This window comes from Paenibacillus sp. CF095 (genome assembly GCF_900101225.1).
GTDB lineage: Bacteria > Bacillota > Bacilli > Paenibacillales > Paenibacillaceae > Paenibacillus.
The window spans coordinates 456,009-473,152 of record NZ_FMZN01000003.1; the positions used below are offsets into that span (position 1 = coordinate 456,009).

A 17,144-nucleotide genomic window follows, 5' to 3' on the forward strand; every position below is an offset into this window, starting at 1 on the left:
ATGAATGAATGGAGATGATTGCAGATGAATGAACTGCTTGACCCCCGAAATGATTTTTTATTCAAACGTATATTTGGCAGTGAAGAAAATCGGGATGTTCTGCTTGCCTTCTTGAACAAGACTTTTGTAGAGGCAGGTAGGCCGCCTTTGACAGAAATCATCTTGTTGAATCCATATACCGAGAAGGACACTCCTCGTGAGAAGCAATCCATCCTTGATATACACGGAAGAACAGCGGAGGGCGAGCTCATCAACGTTGAAATGCAGTTATTCAATAAATATGATACTGAGAAACGAACGATGTTTTACTGGAGCAAGCTATACAGCGGACAGCTTCAAGAGGGGCGTTCTTATAAGATGCTGAAACATGCGTGACGATTAACATCCTGAACTATTCTTTTTTGCCCAATGATCAATATCATAACGTATTCCATCTGCGTGAAGACCGGAGTGGGATCTCGCTCATAGATGACATAGAACTGCATTTTCTGGAATTGCCCAAGCTTGGCGACCATGCGACTCCAGTAGAAAATGGTGGTTTGGTTAACTGGCTATTATTCTTAAAAGGTGTCGATAAATCCAATTGGGAGGTGCTGACGATGAACGAACCTGTATTAAAAAAAGCAATGGATACGTTGGAATTTCTTAGTCAGGATGCCGAATCCCGCCGATTATACGAGGACAGACAAAAGTATTTGCATGATGAAGCTTCTATGATTGAAGGGGCAAAGGAAGAAGGAGAGCGTAACAAAGCTACTGATGTTGCCAAGAAATTGATTCAATCAGGAGTAGATGTTGATATCATTGCTTCTTCTACCGGTCTGACAAAAGCAGAAGTGGAACGACTCATAAAACACCATAAAGTTTGATCATAAATGTTGCCGATGACATCTTAGTAAGGGCATCTGAGCAACAGATAAGTAATAAAATGGAGATAGTTCCGTGACGTACCCAAGATAAGAAGAACTGTTGTGGACAGGTTGATTGAACTGGGTAATACATTAAAAACAGTCGAACCAAGAGATTAGAATCGACTATAGTCAACAAGATCATTATTGATGTATAAAAACAACTGTGGTATTATATACTACATAAAGAAGACGGTGCGCTATACCGTCTCCCTGCACAATTATTGTTGAGTAGGGAATCCCATCTCCATTAATGATGACAAAGACGGAAATAACCCACACTTTTGGCGCGAACCTCAGAGTGGGTTATTTCTTCTTCTTATCTACATACGTTAGTACCGCAATTAGAAATGTTGCGAACATTATCACGTCTGAGAAGGAGAAGTTCATAGCGCTCACCTCCTTTCGGAGATAAGCTAACCGCACTCAAGGCAAATCATGCCATTTGATTATAGCACATAGGAAGCGTATTTTGAATCATAAAAATAAATTGGTGGTCGCGGCATACAATCTAGCTACTTTGCACATACATAGAAGACAGGGTGATTGAACCTGGAATAAAATGGATTAATTTATATGAATTATCAGCCAATGCCTAGACTCACTACTAAAGAAATGTACTTGCACATTCCTACAAGTGGGTAAAGATTCCACTTAAGACATATGTACAAAATCCTGATTTTGTGTAAATGTAAACAAAGCTCGTGCAGCATAGCAGACCAACTTTTTTTTGCCGATTTTTGTCGGAGGACAAGAACTTGTACCGTTAAAGGACAAGAACTTGTACCGATTACCGTTTACTTAACTTGTACCGTTAAAGGACAAGAACTTGTACCGATTACCGTTTACTTTCCCCTTTCCATTCATAATTTATCAAGGTCCGGGTTAAAAACAAAAAGCCGTCAATCTTTTAAGATTAACGGCTTCAAAAATTCAATTTTTTCACATATGTCTCTACTGTTTTTTGGAGGATCTTATGTTCGTCACTTGGATTACTCATATTCAGGATCGCAATTTTTTGTGGTGTATACGATATCATTGATTGAATATCTTGTTTAGCGGTTTCATGTTGATTCGGGCAATTGCATTTGATAGTCAACGACGGTTCTCTGTTTTGCAAATGATAATACTCAATGCTGCTAGATGAGCTGCTCTCATCAAAGTTGTATTTGAAAGCAACATCTGGAAACGTGCGGTCCCTCATATTTTCAATTTCATTCCAAGAAGGTACACTAATTTCTTTACTTCTCTTCCCTGCGGTCTCCATCCAAGCACGGAAGAAATTCTCACTGAACTGTATCACTAGTTTTTCAAGGATCCAGGAAAGCCCCCCCATATCAATACTTTTGCGGATTTTCATTTGATAATTGACGACCTGATCAGAGAAATACTCCAGAAGCTCCCTAATTAGTAGTGGAGCTACATCAGAATTCGAGCTTGTTTTTAAGCTGTAGAAATGTTCCTCCTTTAAAAGAGATTTTCTCCAAAAAACATAAGCGTATGCATAGGGACAAATTTCAGGGAATTCAATCGTTTCATTCGATTTTCTAAGTTCAATTAATTGAGTAATACAATGTTGATGAAACTTAAGGGAATTCTGAAATAATCGTTCCACGACTTGTTGAACAGCATTAGAAGTAACTTGCAGTAAATCTTTTTGGAAACGCTTAGAGAAATAATCCTTTCTGTGCGCGGATACTTCTGAATGAATTACTTTTATCTCTTCAGGTTCATCCGTAACTAAACGCTTTAAATTACAATGTTGTGCATGAATGATCCATTTGGAATTGATGTTTGATGTCTTCATTTTTGCCTGGTTTGCTTGAAGCCAACGATCCACAACAGGACTCATTTGATCAGGAGCTCTCCATTTGTTCCAACTGGACACATGAAAAGTAGCAAATGCATATCCACACTTACACTGAAATGCGTGTTCTAACTGCCTACTTGACAACAAGAAAGGTATTGTTGACCTACAAGTAGGACAAACATTATTCAATTTGAGATCATGAAATGCGCATTCATCGAGAAGTTTAAACTGATGCAACCAAGAATGAAACCCTCCCTCCATACACTTTGAACACCAATGCAAATCTCGATGAAACCAATGCTCCCAGGAACTATATAATTCAGAAAATGGTGCTATCAACGACTGAATATTTTTATAATTGTGTTCTTGCAAGTTAAAATCTAGTGTTTCATGAAGACTTTCGATGTTGAAACCATTTAACTGCAATAGTTCCCTTTGTTTATCTCCAATATGTTGTGTAATCTTCTTTACATGACTACTGCCAAAGACCTTAAGAATTTCATTCCGATCTGTTAGGTTTACCAAAGTCATTTTTTCAAATATAGACCAGGGAGATTCATATTCATTGATCCATTCTTTCCTCCACACGATATTCATATACTAACCGCCCTTACTTGCTAAAGCCATATAAATTTCAGATTCAATATAGCCACTAATCTTGATGGATTCAACCCAATGTTGATCTGAGATCCATTCAAGTTGTTCCCCATGGGCCCCATATACTTTCAAAGCGTTTTCAACAGCATAAGCAAAGTACTCCATTGGTATCTCAAATTTTGAATGTACTCCATGTTCGCTGCGAAGATCTTGAAATTGTTTATATATTAAAGGAGCAGCATCTTCCAAGCGATGACCTTTCTCATATCCTTCAGGAAAGAAATATCTAGTGTAGCTCCAGTCACTGTTTTCAGGATATGCAGAGATTTCTGATAAATCGTAGCATCGAAGAACAGCTCTGATATCGTCTAAGGAAGTAATACCAAAAAAACGATGCTCATGTGTCATAAAACGTCCAATAATTTGGGACTTACGTTGTCCTAGAAAGAAGGTTCTTCTCGTGAGCAGCTCTTCTTGACCGACGCAAATCACAGTCATACTGATTTTGGCCTGAGCTAGTTCATTGTAAATGTCCATTAACCAAACATAATGTGACTCTGTTAAGACTTGTGCCTCATCCATAATCAAGATAACCCTTCTTAAGCGAGACAATTCCGCTTTTTCTTTTAGAAAATTGACGATTTGATTCCGCATTTCATCAGATTGTCTCCTGGCTTTAAAAGGGAAATTAAAACCACGTAGGAGATCTGCAAAAAATTTCCCTTCGTTGGGAAACTTATACGAGTTGCTGTTGACAATAAAAATTGGTATGGGCGCATTTAAATATTGTGGCAAATTCTCTAATGCGAAGACTACTGCAAAGGTCTTTCCTATACGTGGCCGCCCATAAACAATCATTCCTGGTAATCGGTTTAGTACAATTTTTTTAAGATTATCCATTAAACGAATTACTTCCTTGGTTGGGAGTTTGTAATGCCCTACTTCAATAGGGTGTGTTCCAACAGGAACAAAGTGTTTTTTCACTGTAATCTCTTCTCCTTATTTAATACTTTGTCTTGAATTGTTTGATCAAGCGATCATAGTTATCCATCTCATTAAGCTTCTCCCTATTGATTTGTTCTTCTCGAACTTTGTCTAATAATTCATGTTGTACTTTTGCTTCTTCTAATGCTTTCGATTGTTCAGTTGTTGAATCTGTCGGTTTTTTTCTCCTTATCTCATTCACCTGAGTGATTTTGTTAGTAGATTTTTTTGAGTTTTTTTGACTCATGAGGTAGTCGGTATAAACGAAAATAGGATCGTCCCAAGTAGTATAGTGGATCAACTTCTTCAGGACTAACGAATTGATCGCACGTCTCGTTTGCAAGGAATGAGCAGTCAGTGACCATCTCCCACTCGCTATTAGATAACCGAATTCACTACCGTCAGGAAGAAAGGCTTTTAACGTTCGAAGATCATCGACGTTTACATGAAGCACGAGCTCGCTATTAAGTAGATAAGCCGAATTTGCTAGCCTCTCACTACGATATTCAACACCTTCATATTGAATATAGGGTTTCCTTCCGGATTTTAGTGAACCTCTTACTGTTCTTTTTATTGATGTCTGCATAAATAGCATCTCCGATCGTTTATCATCTTCTAAACGCCTTGGGAGTAAACCAGTTTCTCTAATTCTCTTTTCCATAAGTTCAAGAGGCGATTGCTGATAAATACCCTGATGTGGAGTCCCATTGTAATTCGAAATAATCACATCAACAAGTTGTAATAGATGATCGTATGTGATATTTAGTTTAAGTGCTTTTTCTTCGGGATTGTTTCTTTTTGGATCGTTTATTCCGCTTCCCGTTGTATTTGGTAATCGATGAAATAAGCTTTCAGCCAAGTTTTTGAAAAATCTTTCAATCACTCCCCTTCTCATTGGTAATGCTACTGGACCGAAGTTTGGAGTGCATCCGATTAAGTTAGTGAGTCGATCTTGAACTATTTTAGCGTAATGTGATTTTGCATTATCTAGACAAATCACATCCCAAACTGCCCACTCCAATTCAGGGAACTTTTCCGCGGGAAAGCCACCATCTTCATGGTACGAAAGCCCTGGAATTGTTAATTCAACTCGTTTATGTGGCATCACTGCATTACGAGCACATTGCATGACATCACTTCCCCCGTACTCTCTGCTTAAACAAATCGAATAGCCGAGTATGTTACGAGTACTCACATCAATAATGGTCAGAATCCAGAAACGCTCCAGTGTCTTTGTCACGAGATCTCCATCTGGTGTAACTAAATCTACGGCAAAAAAACCGTCTATACGATGGGCATCAAACTGAACTTTCTGATATGGGTATACATTTGACAACGAGTTTTGATCTGCTTCCCCCACTCTGTTTGCCTTTTGAAAAGCATCATTTCCATATCGTGCTGCTGTTTTACTAAAATTTTGTTCTGATAGTTGCTTAATGTAACGCTGCAGTGCCTTATATCCCATCCATTTTGTGTTTAAAGGGTATTCAGAAAGAGTTATTCCCTTTTGTCGGCACTGGTCAATAAAGCGCTTGTGTATGTGCTTTATTTTCATGACCGGTTCCAATGAACCCTTTTTTCTACCTAAATATAAATCTTCCACCATGTCTTTAATATCCGGATGAAATTCCAATAAACGGTTGAATTCCCCGGTTTTGTTATCTTTATTTCTTTTTTGTCTTAATATATCCAACTCGTACTTTTTTACATTTTTCTGAGGAATCAATCCTCGGAAACCTAAAACAACTCCATCTTGATCGTATTGAATACATCTTTGAACTAATCTTCTCAAGTTTCGAGGAGAAACTCCGGTCGTATGTTGAATACTATCTAAACTGTCCCTCCGGAAATACATTAAAACCGCGTTTTTACGTTGTATATACACTGTATGGGCAGTTTCATTGAGTACATTCTCATCTACAGAGGGCCACAGTTCAGGATTAGCTTGGTCGGGTTCTAATCCGTCCTGCTCATATATTCTCGATCTGCTCATTGTCTCCAAACCTCCATTCCAAAACCGATAAGTTGATCTTCCATGTTTGCTTTGATCTTTCCCTCATATAGAAGCCATTTTAGGGTTAAAAGTACCTCCCCTACAGGAAGACGAGGCAACCCTTGTACTATTTCTTTAATTGTTATCCCTTTATACGGAATAAAATAAAGTACTTCATTTGAATAAACGGGTTTCTTACTATTGACTACTGCCATACATAAGGATGTTCTGTTCTCAATTGAGTGACGGCCCTTTCTTACATCCTCTTCTGTACGAACCACGTAATGTTTATTATTCATTCGGCACCATTCTCGTTGTGCTTCGATTTGCCGTTGAGTTCTCGCATGTTTTGGATGTTTAGATGTCAGTTCCTTCTTGTATTTAACTTCTACAAAAATTTCCGTTCCATCCTCTTTTAAGATCCACATATCAAAGATAGAAGTACGAAGTCGGCCATTTAGAACGTAGGAAATTTCCATTGGTTGCTCACAATATGTGATGACTTCAGGGTCCGTATCAACCAGAAGCCAATGATCGTATTCCAGGTCACTATATAGTTCAACGATACGCTTATCGACTTTATTTCCACGCGGAGTCCAATAGTTATTTCCATATTTTTTACTTCGAAGTACCTTGATGGGCTGATACTTCATGAATTCGTTTCTATTCGTCATAAGTTACCCCTTTAGATTTGTTTTCCTGTATAAACAAAAATTCAAGTTTTTATACACATCATGTATAAAATTTGCATTTCTATGAACATACTAAGAAGTAATAGAATGATAGAGGGAGAGAATACTATATGTCAGAAGAAGAGTTTTACAAGTGGCTTGGAGAATATCTACGGGACCTTAGAAAGTTGAAGAAACAAACACAAGAAGAGATTTGTAAAAGCTATCATCTTGCTCGTTCATCCCTAGCTAATATTGAGCGGGGCAGACATGTTATTAGTGCTTATAATTTGTATCTTCTATTACAAATTTTAGATATACCTCTTGAATCTTTGTTGAGGAATAATTATCAGGAAATCTCGAATTCTAGAAAGAAATATTCTATTGAATGTATAAAATAAAGATATATAGGGAATAAAGCCTGAAAAGATTGAAAGGCTGTGTTTCCTATATGAAAGTACAAGAGCGTAGAGATTTAGAAGTATTATTAGTCTTGCTAAAAGAGATGCCGTTGCCCGTTAAAGTTTTCATTGAACACAAATTAGATGACATGCTTTCACCTTCTTCCGGTTTAGAATACGTTAGGGATTTTCGCATTTTCTTTAATTGGATTACACCCAAACTTTGGCCGCATGCTGAGTCCACATGTGATCTGACCTTGGAAAAGTTTAATGATATAAACCAAGAACATGTACAGCATTTTGTACAACACTTAACTTCATCGAGAAATTTGCAATATAGCTCCATGTTACGAAAATTTAATTCGTTACGCTCTTTGTTTGGTTTTCTACATCAGGAATTCGACAACAGTGGATTCCCTGTATTGAGACGTAATGTTTTTGCTACATTTACCATGGAGAGACCAAAAAATCACATAGAGATCGCACGTCAGATACAGAAAAAGATCCTTCATGTCAACGAAATCCCTTCTTTTGTTAAATTTATACAGGAAGGAGTAACCGAGCAAAACAATGTTCAGGCTCAGTGGTTTCACAATCTAAACCGAGATAGGGATGTTAGTATTATTACATTACTTTTGGAATCCGGAATAATAGTAAGCGATATTGTCAATTTAGATCTGGGAGATATTGATCTTAAAGATGGCTACCTTATCGTAACTAGACAACATGCTAAAGTACAAATGAGTCATAGAATTATGTTCGGAGAGAACGCTAAACATTATTTACATGAATATTTAAAAATCAGGACAAATAACTACGCTCCTCAAGAGAGTGAGCAGGCATTTTTCTTGGCCAAACCTAATGGTGAAACACATGGAAAACGAATCTCAAAGCGTACAATCCAAGCTATGGTTAAAAAGTACGCTGTGAAATTCGGTGCCTCAGAGGTTACAGTGAGGCAGCTTACCCATTCATTTGGAGTTCAATACGCTGGAACAAATAACGTACGCAATATGAAACAACAATTGGCTCAACGTAATATTGAATCACTAGAGAAATACCTTATATTGTCGAGTCTTATTGATTGAGTTAGCCTATTAACTAGGTCTTGTTCTCTTTGAACAAGGCTTTTTTTTGTTTAATTAATCTGTTTTGTAATGCTCTTCTTAAGCTGCTTTAGTTGGTTTAATTGATCGTAGTAAGCCTCCACATCCTTTACGTTTCTCTTTTCTAAGCTCACCCTTGTAGCGACACTGACTTCTTGATATTTTAACGAGATGATCAGAATTGCTTCGTGATAGTCCTTGATATGAACGATAGGAATCTTCCACTCTCCTTGTTCTCTAGCCAAATCAAACCATTTCTTCTTGACCACTTCTCGATTGGTATACATTCTTCCGTCAAACAAAATTCCTTCTGCCGTTACAATAGCAATTTCAATACCTGCTTTGAGTCTTTCATTCATCCTCTCCACCTCCCTTATTATTTATGTCCACTCAAATTGATATATAAACTTATCATTTTACTAAAATAATCTATATACATTAGTGTATCGAAGGTTTCCCATTGTTTAGACTGAATTTAGAGGTGTGGCAATGAACGAACCTGTATTAAGATTAGTGGGGCAACGTGTCCGGGAATTACGAAAAAAACAAGGATATTCACAGGAAGAATTAGGTGAAATGGCTGGCTTTCACTTTTCCTATATCGGGGGCGTTGAGCGTGCCGAGAAAAACATAACCTTGTTAAACCTTCAAAAGATTGCAGATGCGCTCCAAGTTAATGTCCATGAACTTTTTCATTACAGTAAGTATGTTAAAGCTGGAAACAATGACAAGGAAAAACTATTAAACGAGATTAATGAGAAGCTCTGGCCAATGAAGTCTTCTGATCTCAAAAAAGTTAATCTGCTCTTATCTGAACTTTTCGATAACTAAACTAAAAAAGCCGATGTCTTTGGACGTCGGCTTTTTAGTTATATTAGCTTTAAACTTCCCATCCTTTTTGGCTTCGTAGATTTATCCATGAATAGAGGTTAAATTGTTGTATCATTCCCTCTATCATATTATGTTCACTTGTTATTGTCAGGAGAATATACTTTGTCCTTACATCCAGTACTTTTAAGTGTTCTTGGACCTGATTCAAAGAAAAGTAGCCTTTAGCTGTGAATATCTTTACTTGCTCTATATCAATCTTTCCACGTCGCTGTAGTAGTTCCGTTCCTCCACGTTGATATGCAGCAATAGTATTGACGCACGGATCCGGAATAACTACATTTAGCTTTCCTACAGGCAGGGATATCGTGGATTGCCAGATATTTTGCATCTCTTTTAAAGCAGTAATACGTAAAGCAGTCCATTGATTCAATAGCTTAGAGTGGATCAATTTTTGTTGCTTCCATTCATTTAATAAGCCGTATATGTCATAGTTCGCCAAGTCATTTTTGTATCTGCTGAGTCCCTCTTCACGTTGTCCTTGATCGATCATTTTTGGAGTAAATCTTAAGTATGGCTTACTAGCTAACCGGCATTCTTGAAGTAAGTGTTGTTCCGACTCATTTAAACAGTTCCACTTAATTCGAACAACTTTAGGAAGCACACCATGGCTGTCTAGCAGCTCATAAAGTTGTTCGTTTTTCATATCATACTGTATAGTGGCGATGAACTTTCCTACTACATCCTGTGCTGTCCACTCAAGTCGTTTGAGACCAAGAGAAGCTTGATAATCACTGATCAGTTGTCTCAGGAAATTTACTTTTGTGCCAGAACAATGCATTTGGTTATAACATGAAGATTCGACAAAACGGATAACGCTCTCTATACTCATTTATGTTTACCCCTTATTTTTGAGATCAGTGAATGTTATTGACCATCTTGTTTTGATTTATACTAAAGATATTGTATTTACCATTATGAAATTAAGAGTTATATTGCTACAATGTGTAGGTATAGGAAAACTACCCCAATCTTCTTAGCAGAAAGGAGTTTAAACGTCTTATGGCTTATCAGGTGACGTCTTCTGAAAGACTTCGGCCTTCAGGTTCTGAGTATGAAACAAAAGCTTTACTTTATTTAATGAATTTTAGAAATGATAGCAATGATATTTACTTTTTTGTTGTGGATTTTTTTAATGATTTAACCGGAATGGACAAAATGGGAAATAAGTTGTGGGATATTCAATCGAAAGGTGCGAAAAACTCCTCACCAAAGGCAATTGGAAAAGAACTCGTTACATTATTCAAAAATTATAGAAGTGAAATAGAGTTTGGTTACTATCTTCTTTTTCTCGGGGGTGTATCAAATACAGTCAGAATTGATAATTCTCTAAATATATTTGATATCAACAATGTGAAACCTGAAGCTGTAAAAAAACTAAAAGAAGGACTATTAGAAGAGTCTCAGGAAAAAACATACATTGATCATGAATCAATAACAAATGAAGAAATCGAATTTTTTTTAGAAAAAGTCCAGTTCATTATTGATGATAGAAAACCAAGTGATTATGTTAAATCAATACTTAAAATACATCCAGGAATTATTCCAGATGAACAAACCCTGGTGGCTATTTTTAATGAAATAAGAGATAACCAATCGAGTAAAAAAAATATAGGTGTTGTCGAAAATATAACTATAGAAACAAGCGTGGAAGCACTTGATTACTATCACCATATGACAAGTAACGAAATAAAAATATTGGTTCTAGGGAGAATAATTAACAGAAACCCATTTGATAAGGGGGTACCCCTTCCTTTTTCAGATACTCTACATAAAGCTCCACCAGAAAAAAGGAAAACCATATTAGAAGATTGTCAATTGGCATTGTCAATGGCACTTTTTAACAAAAATCGCGCAGGAGAGTTTTGGGGCTTGTTCGAGAATGTCTATTCAACAATTGTTTCTAATCCTCAAGATGATATAAATAAGATCTTCAAAAAATTAAATCCTATATTAGTTAACCAAAGTGATTTTGATGCTATTTCGCTTAAATATTTCATATCTATTGTAAAGGATGGCGTGCAATAATGATAATTCAGAAGGTTGCCGTAGGAAATGCTGAAGAAGCATATGTTGAAAACAATTTTTCTAATTACTTGAATATTATTTCAAGTGATGATAATAATCGCGGTAAAACTATATTAATTCAAAGTCTATTGTTTTGTTTGGGAAACACTCCTGCCTTCCCTTCAACCTTTAATTATATGAATTACTATCATATAATTGTCTTCTCTGTAGAAGATAAACAATACTCTCTTTGTAGGAAGTCTAACTCATTTATTTTAAGAAATGACCAGAAAATAATGATGTTTGATAGTATTTCTGAATTAAAAAGGTACTGGACAAAAAATATTTTTAAGCTCCCTACAATTATAAAAAATGGATTAGAAAGAATCGTCGATCCCGAATTGTTTTATCAATTAAATTTTGTAGGACAAGACAAAAAGGATACCTCTACTATCGCCAATAAAAACTACTATAATAAAGCAGACTTTTTAAATATGTTATACTCATTTACCAATATTAGTACTAGTACTAGAAATTTTGAGGATGATGATCAAGCAAAGGAAAAAATAAAGAACTTAAAAAACGAAAGAAAAAACTTATTAAATCAACATAAGATTTTGAAGTCAAATAATCCAGTTGCAAGTTACTTAAGTAGTGTTAATGACAAGTTGAATTTTAGGTCAAAGATAGAAAAAGTTGAGAAAATCAAAGATCAAATTTTAGAACTAAGGAAATTGAGAAATGCAGCTTTATCAAGAAAAAGTAAATGCGAGATGACTATAAAAGAATTACAATCCCTAAACAGAACCATACAATCCGGGGAGCTAAAGTGTATGGACTGTAATTCAACACATATTAATTTTAAGAGTGCTGATAAAGACAGCTATAGTTTTGATGTTTCTACACATGAAATACGTCAGCAAATTCTTGAATCGATTTCAGAAAAAATTAAGGCATATAGCGAGGACATGGAAAATTTCACATTTGAAATAAATAAACGTCAAGATGAAATGAATAAAATACTTGAGCAGGATGAGGTTAGCCTAGAATTATTAGTGGCGTTTAAAAATGAAATGTTTTCAGCAGATGATGCAGAAGTTCGTATAAACATCATAGATGGAGAAATAAAAAAAATTGAAGCTGACTTACTTCAGAATGCTAATGTCTCAAAAGGTCTTGTACAAAAACAGCAGGATTTAATTATGAATATTACAGGACTTATGAATGATACTTATTCTAAAATTGATCCTTCTGGAAACCTTGAATTTGAATCTATTTTCACGAAAAGTAATCAAATATTTTCAGGTAGTGAGGCTACAATATACCATCTTGTAAAACTATATTCTTTTGCTAAAGTATTACAATATAATCTTCCAGTTATTGTAGATTCTTTCCGTGCTGAAGATTTATCAACAGAAAAAGAATTAATAGTCTTAGATATTTTTTCGAAGCTAAATGTGCAAGTAATCCTCACAACCACTCTTAAGGCTGAAGAAGTAGGTAAGTATAATAGTATGCAATTTCTAAATCATATTGACTATTCAAAACATACTGCAAGTAAAATTTTAGGGGAAGAACATTTAAATGAATTTAGGGCATTAGTAGAAAAGTTCTCTTTAAAACTTTAATTGCTATTTGGTCTTTGATTAGTACAATAAAAAATGAGACCGACCCTCATATTTAAAAGAGAGACGGTCACATTTTTTATTCATGATACCTTGCCCAAAGTTTTTATTCGCATCTTTTCAAATGAAGGGCAAACTTTCTTCTTCCAGACATTAAAGTTTGAAAAATCCATTTAAGGTCATTGATAATTATCATATCTTAACGATTCTGCTACCTTTCCGCATCGACTTGTCTACGATAGCGCTGTTGAGCCACTTCTGCGGGAGCGAGCGTTGTATTTTTGAGTTGTTGATTTTGAGGGTGCATCCAGTTTACCATATCATTGGTTGCTTGAATGATGGATCAGAGCTTTCTCTTTATTCGTGTTGCTCATGATATCCTCATCTATTCTAAGAAATGTTTTCAATCTCAGTTTATCTTCACATATGAAGAAAAAAGCCAACATTTAAGCGCTAGCTTTTACTAAAATCGTTTCATTTACGTTTGAGGAATGACGGCAAGCCATAGTTTGCCTTTCGCTGGTAAACAACAGTTACCTCGCGATCATGACCACCATCAACCGAAGGAGCCATGAGTTTCACTTTCGAGAGGTCATCAACTCGCTTTTCTTTTTCTTTAATAAACTCTTCATTCGTTTTACTCATTTTAATCCCCCAAAGAGACAATTTATCGTGTAACCAGTGTTTAATCTTCTTTATCTAGTTGTAAACTCTTCAGTCGTAAGCTCTTTCTGGACAACTGATATGGAGAATGATCACAATTCTTTATCTGAAGAATAACACAACATTTATTCATGCGCAAATGTCGCTCTGCCATAACAAATTATGTTTGACAACCGTAATTCATGTTCACTGATAAACAAGATAAGGTAAACATTTACAGTTGCCCACGTACCTTTTAAGCAATAAACTACCTACATCTTGAGTTATATGCATTTCATTTTCTCTCAACTTAAACTTATAAAGAGCACCTTCAAGATCAATTCCAGACTTGGCAGGAAATCATCCTATGAAGGTGCTGATTACATTTTGAGTGAATCATTTGAACTTATTAAAGAAAGCCTGTTCAGGACCTACATAAAATTATTTCACTTATTCTGAAAACCATGGCGTATACAAAGTTATCGTGTATGCTACTGTAGTATCAGCGCTCTTAACATGTTCGGCTTCCCCGAAAGAACCTATGTTTAACGAGAATTAGCCTGTTAATGTTCTTTCCAAGACGCAAATATAACATCAGTACCTTTAAAATTGAACTGATTAATAAAAGATTGCGTTAGCATTTTATAGAGCGTAGTCTCTGATCCAGCTCATCCAGCATTTCTGGTGACAGGGAGTATATTGCAGCTAGGTCATGGAGGGAAGAAACACCAAGAGAATCGCCAAAATCATCCAGGTTCACTCCAGCCTGTTCTATCATTGTGTTACGAATGATGGATGATGCCGTCTCGTGCTGCAGTAGTTCAACTAACGGTGTTTTAGTGCTAAATTCGTTTAAGTAACTCCTAGAAGGTACATAGTAGATCGTATAACTACCGCTTTGCAAATTCAGCCAGACCGCTTCTCCTTGCTGTTCTCCAAGCATGTTAGCCTGCTCCCAGAGGTTATCGTTAATATTTACATTTGATAAACTAGCATGAGGTAAGTAGACTTCAGCAGAGGCATTAAAAGGGATTTCAAAATAAAAAATAAGGTTTCCTTCTTCGTTGATTTCCCAGTTGCTTCGATAAGTGCCCGATGCCGAGTTTAATGTTGCGTTAACCCGTTTCAGCCGCGCATCAGGCTTGGGTTCCAAACGCACACGCTGAAAGCCTGGAGCCTCCTCAACAGGATTAATTCCCGCCACACAGCGATACATCCATTCCACAATTGCCCCGTAGGCATAGTGATTCAATGAATTCATCCCTGTCCCGCTAATCGTTCCGTCCGGCAGAATGGAATTCCAACGCTCCCAAATGGTTGTTGCTCCCAGATTTACGGCATACAGCCAGCTGGGATAATCCTCGTTAAGCAAAAGAGTATAGGCGAGATCATTACAACCATGTGCGCTCAGTACATGATTCAGGTATGGCGTCCCAACAAACCCTGTTTTCAAATGATTGCGATCTGCCTTTAACCGCTTGCGCAGCGCCTCAACGATTATTTTAAGATGTTCCGCAGGAGCCAAATCCATAAACAGTGCCAAAGCGTACGCAGTCTGCGTATCGATAGCGAGTCGACCGGTTTTCGTGAAAAATTCATCCTGTATGGCAGCCCTAACTTCATTTGAAATACGTTCATAGTATGCCGCTTCCACTTCTTTACTTAGGATCTTTGCAGTTTTTGCCATTATTCTTGTTGAGTAACAGTAGTAGGCAGAGGCGATAAAATCCTTATCAGTTCCGCCAAAAGGATTGTCCGGGTTACTGCTGTCGAGTGAAAGCCAATCTCCAAAATGGAAGCCTACGGTCCATAATCTTTGTCCACCTGAGTCCTTATCCTTCCGAATAATGTAATCCACCCAACTCTTCATACTTTCAAACTGCTGCTGAAGAATATTTGTATCGCCATAATGAAGATATACGTTCCATGGTATAATAACTGCAGCATCTCCCCACGCGCTTGAGCCTCCTAAACGAACATTCACGGCAGGAACCACAACTGGAACCTCTCCATTACGTTCATCCTGCTCACTTGCAAGGTCAAAACAATACTTGTTGAAAAAAGCATATGAATCCATGTTGTAGCAGGCTGTACCGGAAAATACCTGAGCATCCCCTGTCCATCCCATCCGCTCATCACGCTGCGGGCAATCCGTCGGAACATCCAGAAAATTCCCTTTCTGACCCCACATCGCGTTTAAGAACAAGCGGTTGATTAAAGGATTGTCAGTCTCGATATGTCCTGTATCCTCTAGATCGGAATAAAGTACACACCCAGTAAAATCTTCTAAATTTAATTCTCCGTCCCAACCTTCAACCTTCACATATCTAAATCCATAGTACGTAAAATGAGGACGGACCACGGCTTCGCTTCCATTTGCCGTATATTGATGCTCCGCTTTCGCAGTTCGTAAATTATCACGATAGAAATTTCCTCCCTGAAGCACTTCACCGTACCTTAAAGTAATGACTTTGCCTCTACGCGCGTTTGTTCGGTATTCGACCCAACCAACCATATTTTGACCCATATCCAGAACCGTTTCCCCTGCAGGAGTATGAATCACCTGAATTGGCTTGCGCTTTTCCTTCATGACCACTGGAAGACTTAGCCGTGCCTTAAGACGTTCATAACCTATTTCTACTTCCTGCACAGGGTAAATTTTAGTAGGGTTCAAAGTCGAATCGTAAATTTCCCCATCGTATAAGTTCCCCGAGACAATTAGGCTTTGACCTGCAGTCCATGAATTATCGGAATAGATTATTTCTGTAGTGTCGTCGTTGTATGTGATTACCATCTCTGACAAAAGAGCAAAAACGTCACCGTACAGTTCACTCGAATGACCATCGAAACCAAAGCGTCCCTTGTATAGGCCATTCCCCAGGTTTACAGATACCTCGTTTTGGCCAGACTGTAGCAGCGCGGTTACATCATAAGTTTGATACTGTATCCATTTATGATAATTGTTAAAGCCCGGGGTAATAAATTCGTTTCCCACCTTTAATCCGTTAATATACATTTCGTAAAGACCAAGACCACATACATAGATGCGCGCACAAGAAACACGACCGTGTAAAAGGAATGACTTTTTCAAAACCGGAAGAACATCCTTATTCATTTCAGGAACGATCCACTTACCTTTCCATGTTTCATCTAACTTTGCAGTTTCGAACCATGCAGTCTCACTTGTAGCATGTTCTCCATTGTCCGCCCATACCTCCACACGCCAAAAATAGCGTGTCCGCGGCTTTAATTCCAACTGAAGCTCATAGGCAAGCGAGTTGGCCTCTTCTCTTCTTCCACTATCAAACACGATGTCGAGAAATTCGTTGTCAAGCGAAACCACATATCGAACACCAACTTGTTTCTTTGCTTGTGTGTCGTTCACTACATAAGAAAATCTTGGTTTTCCAAGATCAAAGCCCAGCGGATTTGTTACACGGTTGGTTTTTAAACGAGTAATCTTCATGATAACTCCTCAGTAATAGTTTTATTATTCAATACCCTCTCTACTT

The 17,144-nt window shown here is 37.2% G+C and carries 13 protein-coding genes and 1 pseudogene; 6 read left to right on the forward strand and 8 right to left on the reverse strand.

Going from position 1 to position 17,144, the window contains the following annotated elements; genetic code table 11:
- The first annotated feature begins 24 nt into the window (after window positions 1–24).
- Window positions 25–869 (forward strand): annotated as a pseudogene (locus tag BLS69_RS23995) (Rpn family recombination-promoting nuclease/putative transposase).
- A gap of 964 nt (window positions 870–1,833) precedes the next feature.
- On the opposite strand, the gene BLS69_RS24000 reads toward BLS69_RS23995, so the two are convergent.
- The 4 genes from BLS69_RS24000 to BLS69_RS24015 are packed head-to-tail and all read right to left on the reverse strand — an operon-like array spanning window position 1,834 to window position 6,966.
- A complete protein-coding gene (locus BLS69_RS24000) occupies window positions 1,834–3,315 on the reverse strand; it encodes a hypothetical protein (RefSeq protein ID WP_091037275.1) in 1,482 nt (493 codons plus the stop codon).
- A gap of 3 nt (window positions 3,316–3,318) precedes the next feature.
- On the reverse strand, window positions 3,319–4,299 hold the full coding sequence (locus tag BLS69_RS24005; RefSeq protein WP_091037277.1) for an AAA family ATPase: 981 nt from the start codon (window positions 4,297–4,299) through the stop codon (window positions 3,319–3,321).
- Window positions 4,300–4,318: 19 nt separating this feature from the next.
- Window positions 4,319–6,292, reverse strand: a complete 1,974-nt coding sequence (locus tag BLS69_RS24010) for a hypothetical protein (protein WP_091037278.1) — start codon at window positions 6,290–6,292, stop codon at window positions 4,319–4,321.
- Window positions 6,289–6,966, reverse strand: coding sequence for a TnsA endonuclease N-terminal domain-containing protein (locus BLS69_RS24015; RefSeq protein WP_091037280.1), 678 nt, complete (start codon window positions 6,964–6,966; stop codon window positions 6,289–6,291). Before BLS69_RS24015 ends, BLS69_RS24010 begins: the two co-directional genes overlap by 4 nt.
- A gap of 128 nt (window positions 6,967–7,094) precedes the next feature.
- On the opposite strand from BLS69_RS24015, the gene BLS69_RS24020 reads away from it, so the two are divergent.
- On the forward strand, window positions 7,095–7,364 hold the full coding sequence (locus BLS69_RS24020; protein ID WP_091037281.1) for a helix-turn-helix domain-containing protein: 270 nt from the start codon (window positions 7,095–7,097) through the stop codon (window positions 7,362–7,364).
- A 50-nt stretch (window positions 7,365–7,414) separates the two neighbouring features.
- Window positions 7,415–8,452, forward strand: a complete 1,038-nt coding sequence (locus tag BLS69_RS24025) for a tyrosine-type recombinase/integrase (protein ID WP_091037282.1) — start codon at window positions 7,415–7,417, stop codon at window positions 8,450–8,452.
- 50 nt (window positions 8,453–8,502) lie between these two features.
- Here the strand turns inward: BLS69_RS24025 and BLS69_RS24030 are convergent, their stop codons facing one another.
- Entirely contained in the window at window positions 8,503–8,829 is a 327-nt protein-coding gene (locus BLS69_RS24030) for a hypothetical protein (RefSeq protein ID WP_091037283.1), read from the reverse strand.
- A 130-nt stretch (window positions 8,830–8,959) separates the two neighbouring features.
- Between BLS69_RS24030 and BLS69_RS24035 the strand changes: the two genes are divergently transcribed.
- Complete coding sequence (locus BLS69_RS24035) at window positions 8,960–9,301, forward strand: helix-turn-helix domain-containing protein (RefSeq protein WP_091037284.1); 342 nt, start codon at window positions 8,960–8,962, stop codon at window positions 9,299–9,301.
- Window positions 9,302–9,350: 49 nt separating this feature from the next.
- Here BLS69_RS24035 and BLS69_RS24040 read toward each other — a convergent pair whose 3' ends face one another.
- A complete protein-coding gene (locus BLS69_RS24040) occupies window positions 9,351–10,190 on the reverse strand; it encodes a hypothetical protein (protein WP_091037288.1) in 840 nt (279 codons plus the stop codon).
- 170 nt (window positions 10,191–10,360) lie between these two features.
- On the opposite strand from BLS69_RS24040, the gene BLS69_RS24045 reads away from it, so the two are divergent.
- A complete protein-coding gene (locus tag BLS69_RS24045) occupies window positions 10,361–11,386 on the forward strand; it encodes a hypothetical protein (RefSeq protein WP_091037291.1) in 1,026 nt (341 codons plus the stop codon).
- The gene (locus tag BLS69_RS24050) at window positions 11,386–12,993 is read left to right on the forward strand and encodes a hypothetical protein (RefSeq protein WP_091037293.1); all 1,608 of its coding nucleotides are present in this window, start codon (window positions 11,386–11,388) and stop codon (window positions 12,991–12,993) included. The genes BLS69_RS24045 and BLS69_RS24050 overlap by 1 nt, the downstream gene beginning before the upstream one ends.
- Window positions 12,994–13,464: 471 nt before the next feature.
- On the opposite strand, the gene BLS69_RS32270 is transcribed toward BLS69_RS24050, so the two are convergent.
- Window positions 13,465–13,635, reverse strand: a complete 171-nt coding sequence (locus BLS69_RS32270; RefSeq protein WP_176872989.1) for a hypothetical protein — start codon at window positions 13,633–13,635, stop codon at window positions 13,465–13,467.
- 631 nt (window positions 13,636–14,266) lie between these two features.
- On the reverse strand, window positions 14,267–17,098 hold the full coding sequence (locus BLS69_RS24055) for an alpha-L-rhamnosidase (RefSeq protein WP_091037297.1): 2,832 nt from the start codon (window positions 17,096–17,098) through the stop codon (window positions 14,267–14,269).
- Between the last annotated feature and the right edge of the window lie 46 nt (window positions 17,099–17,144).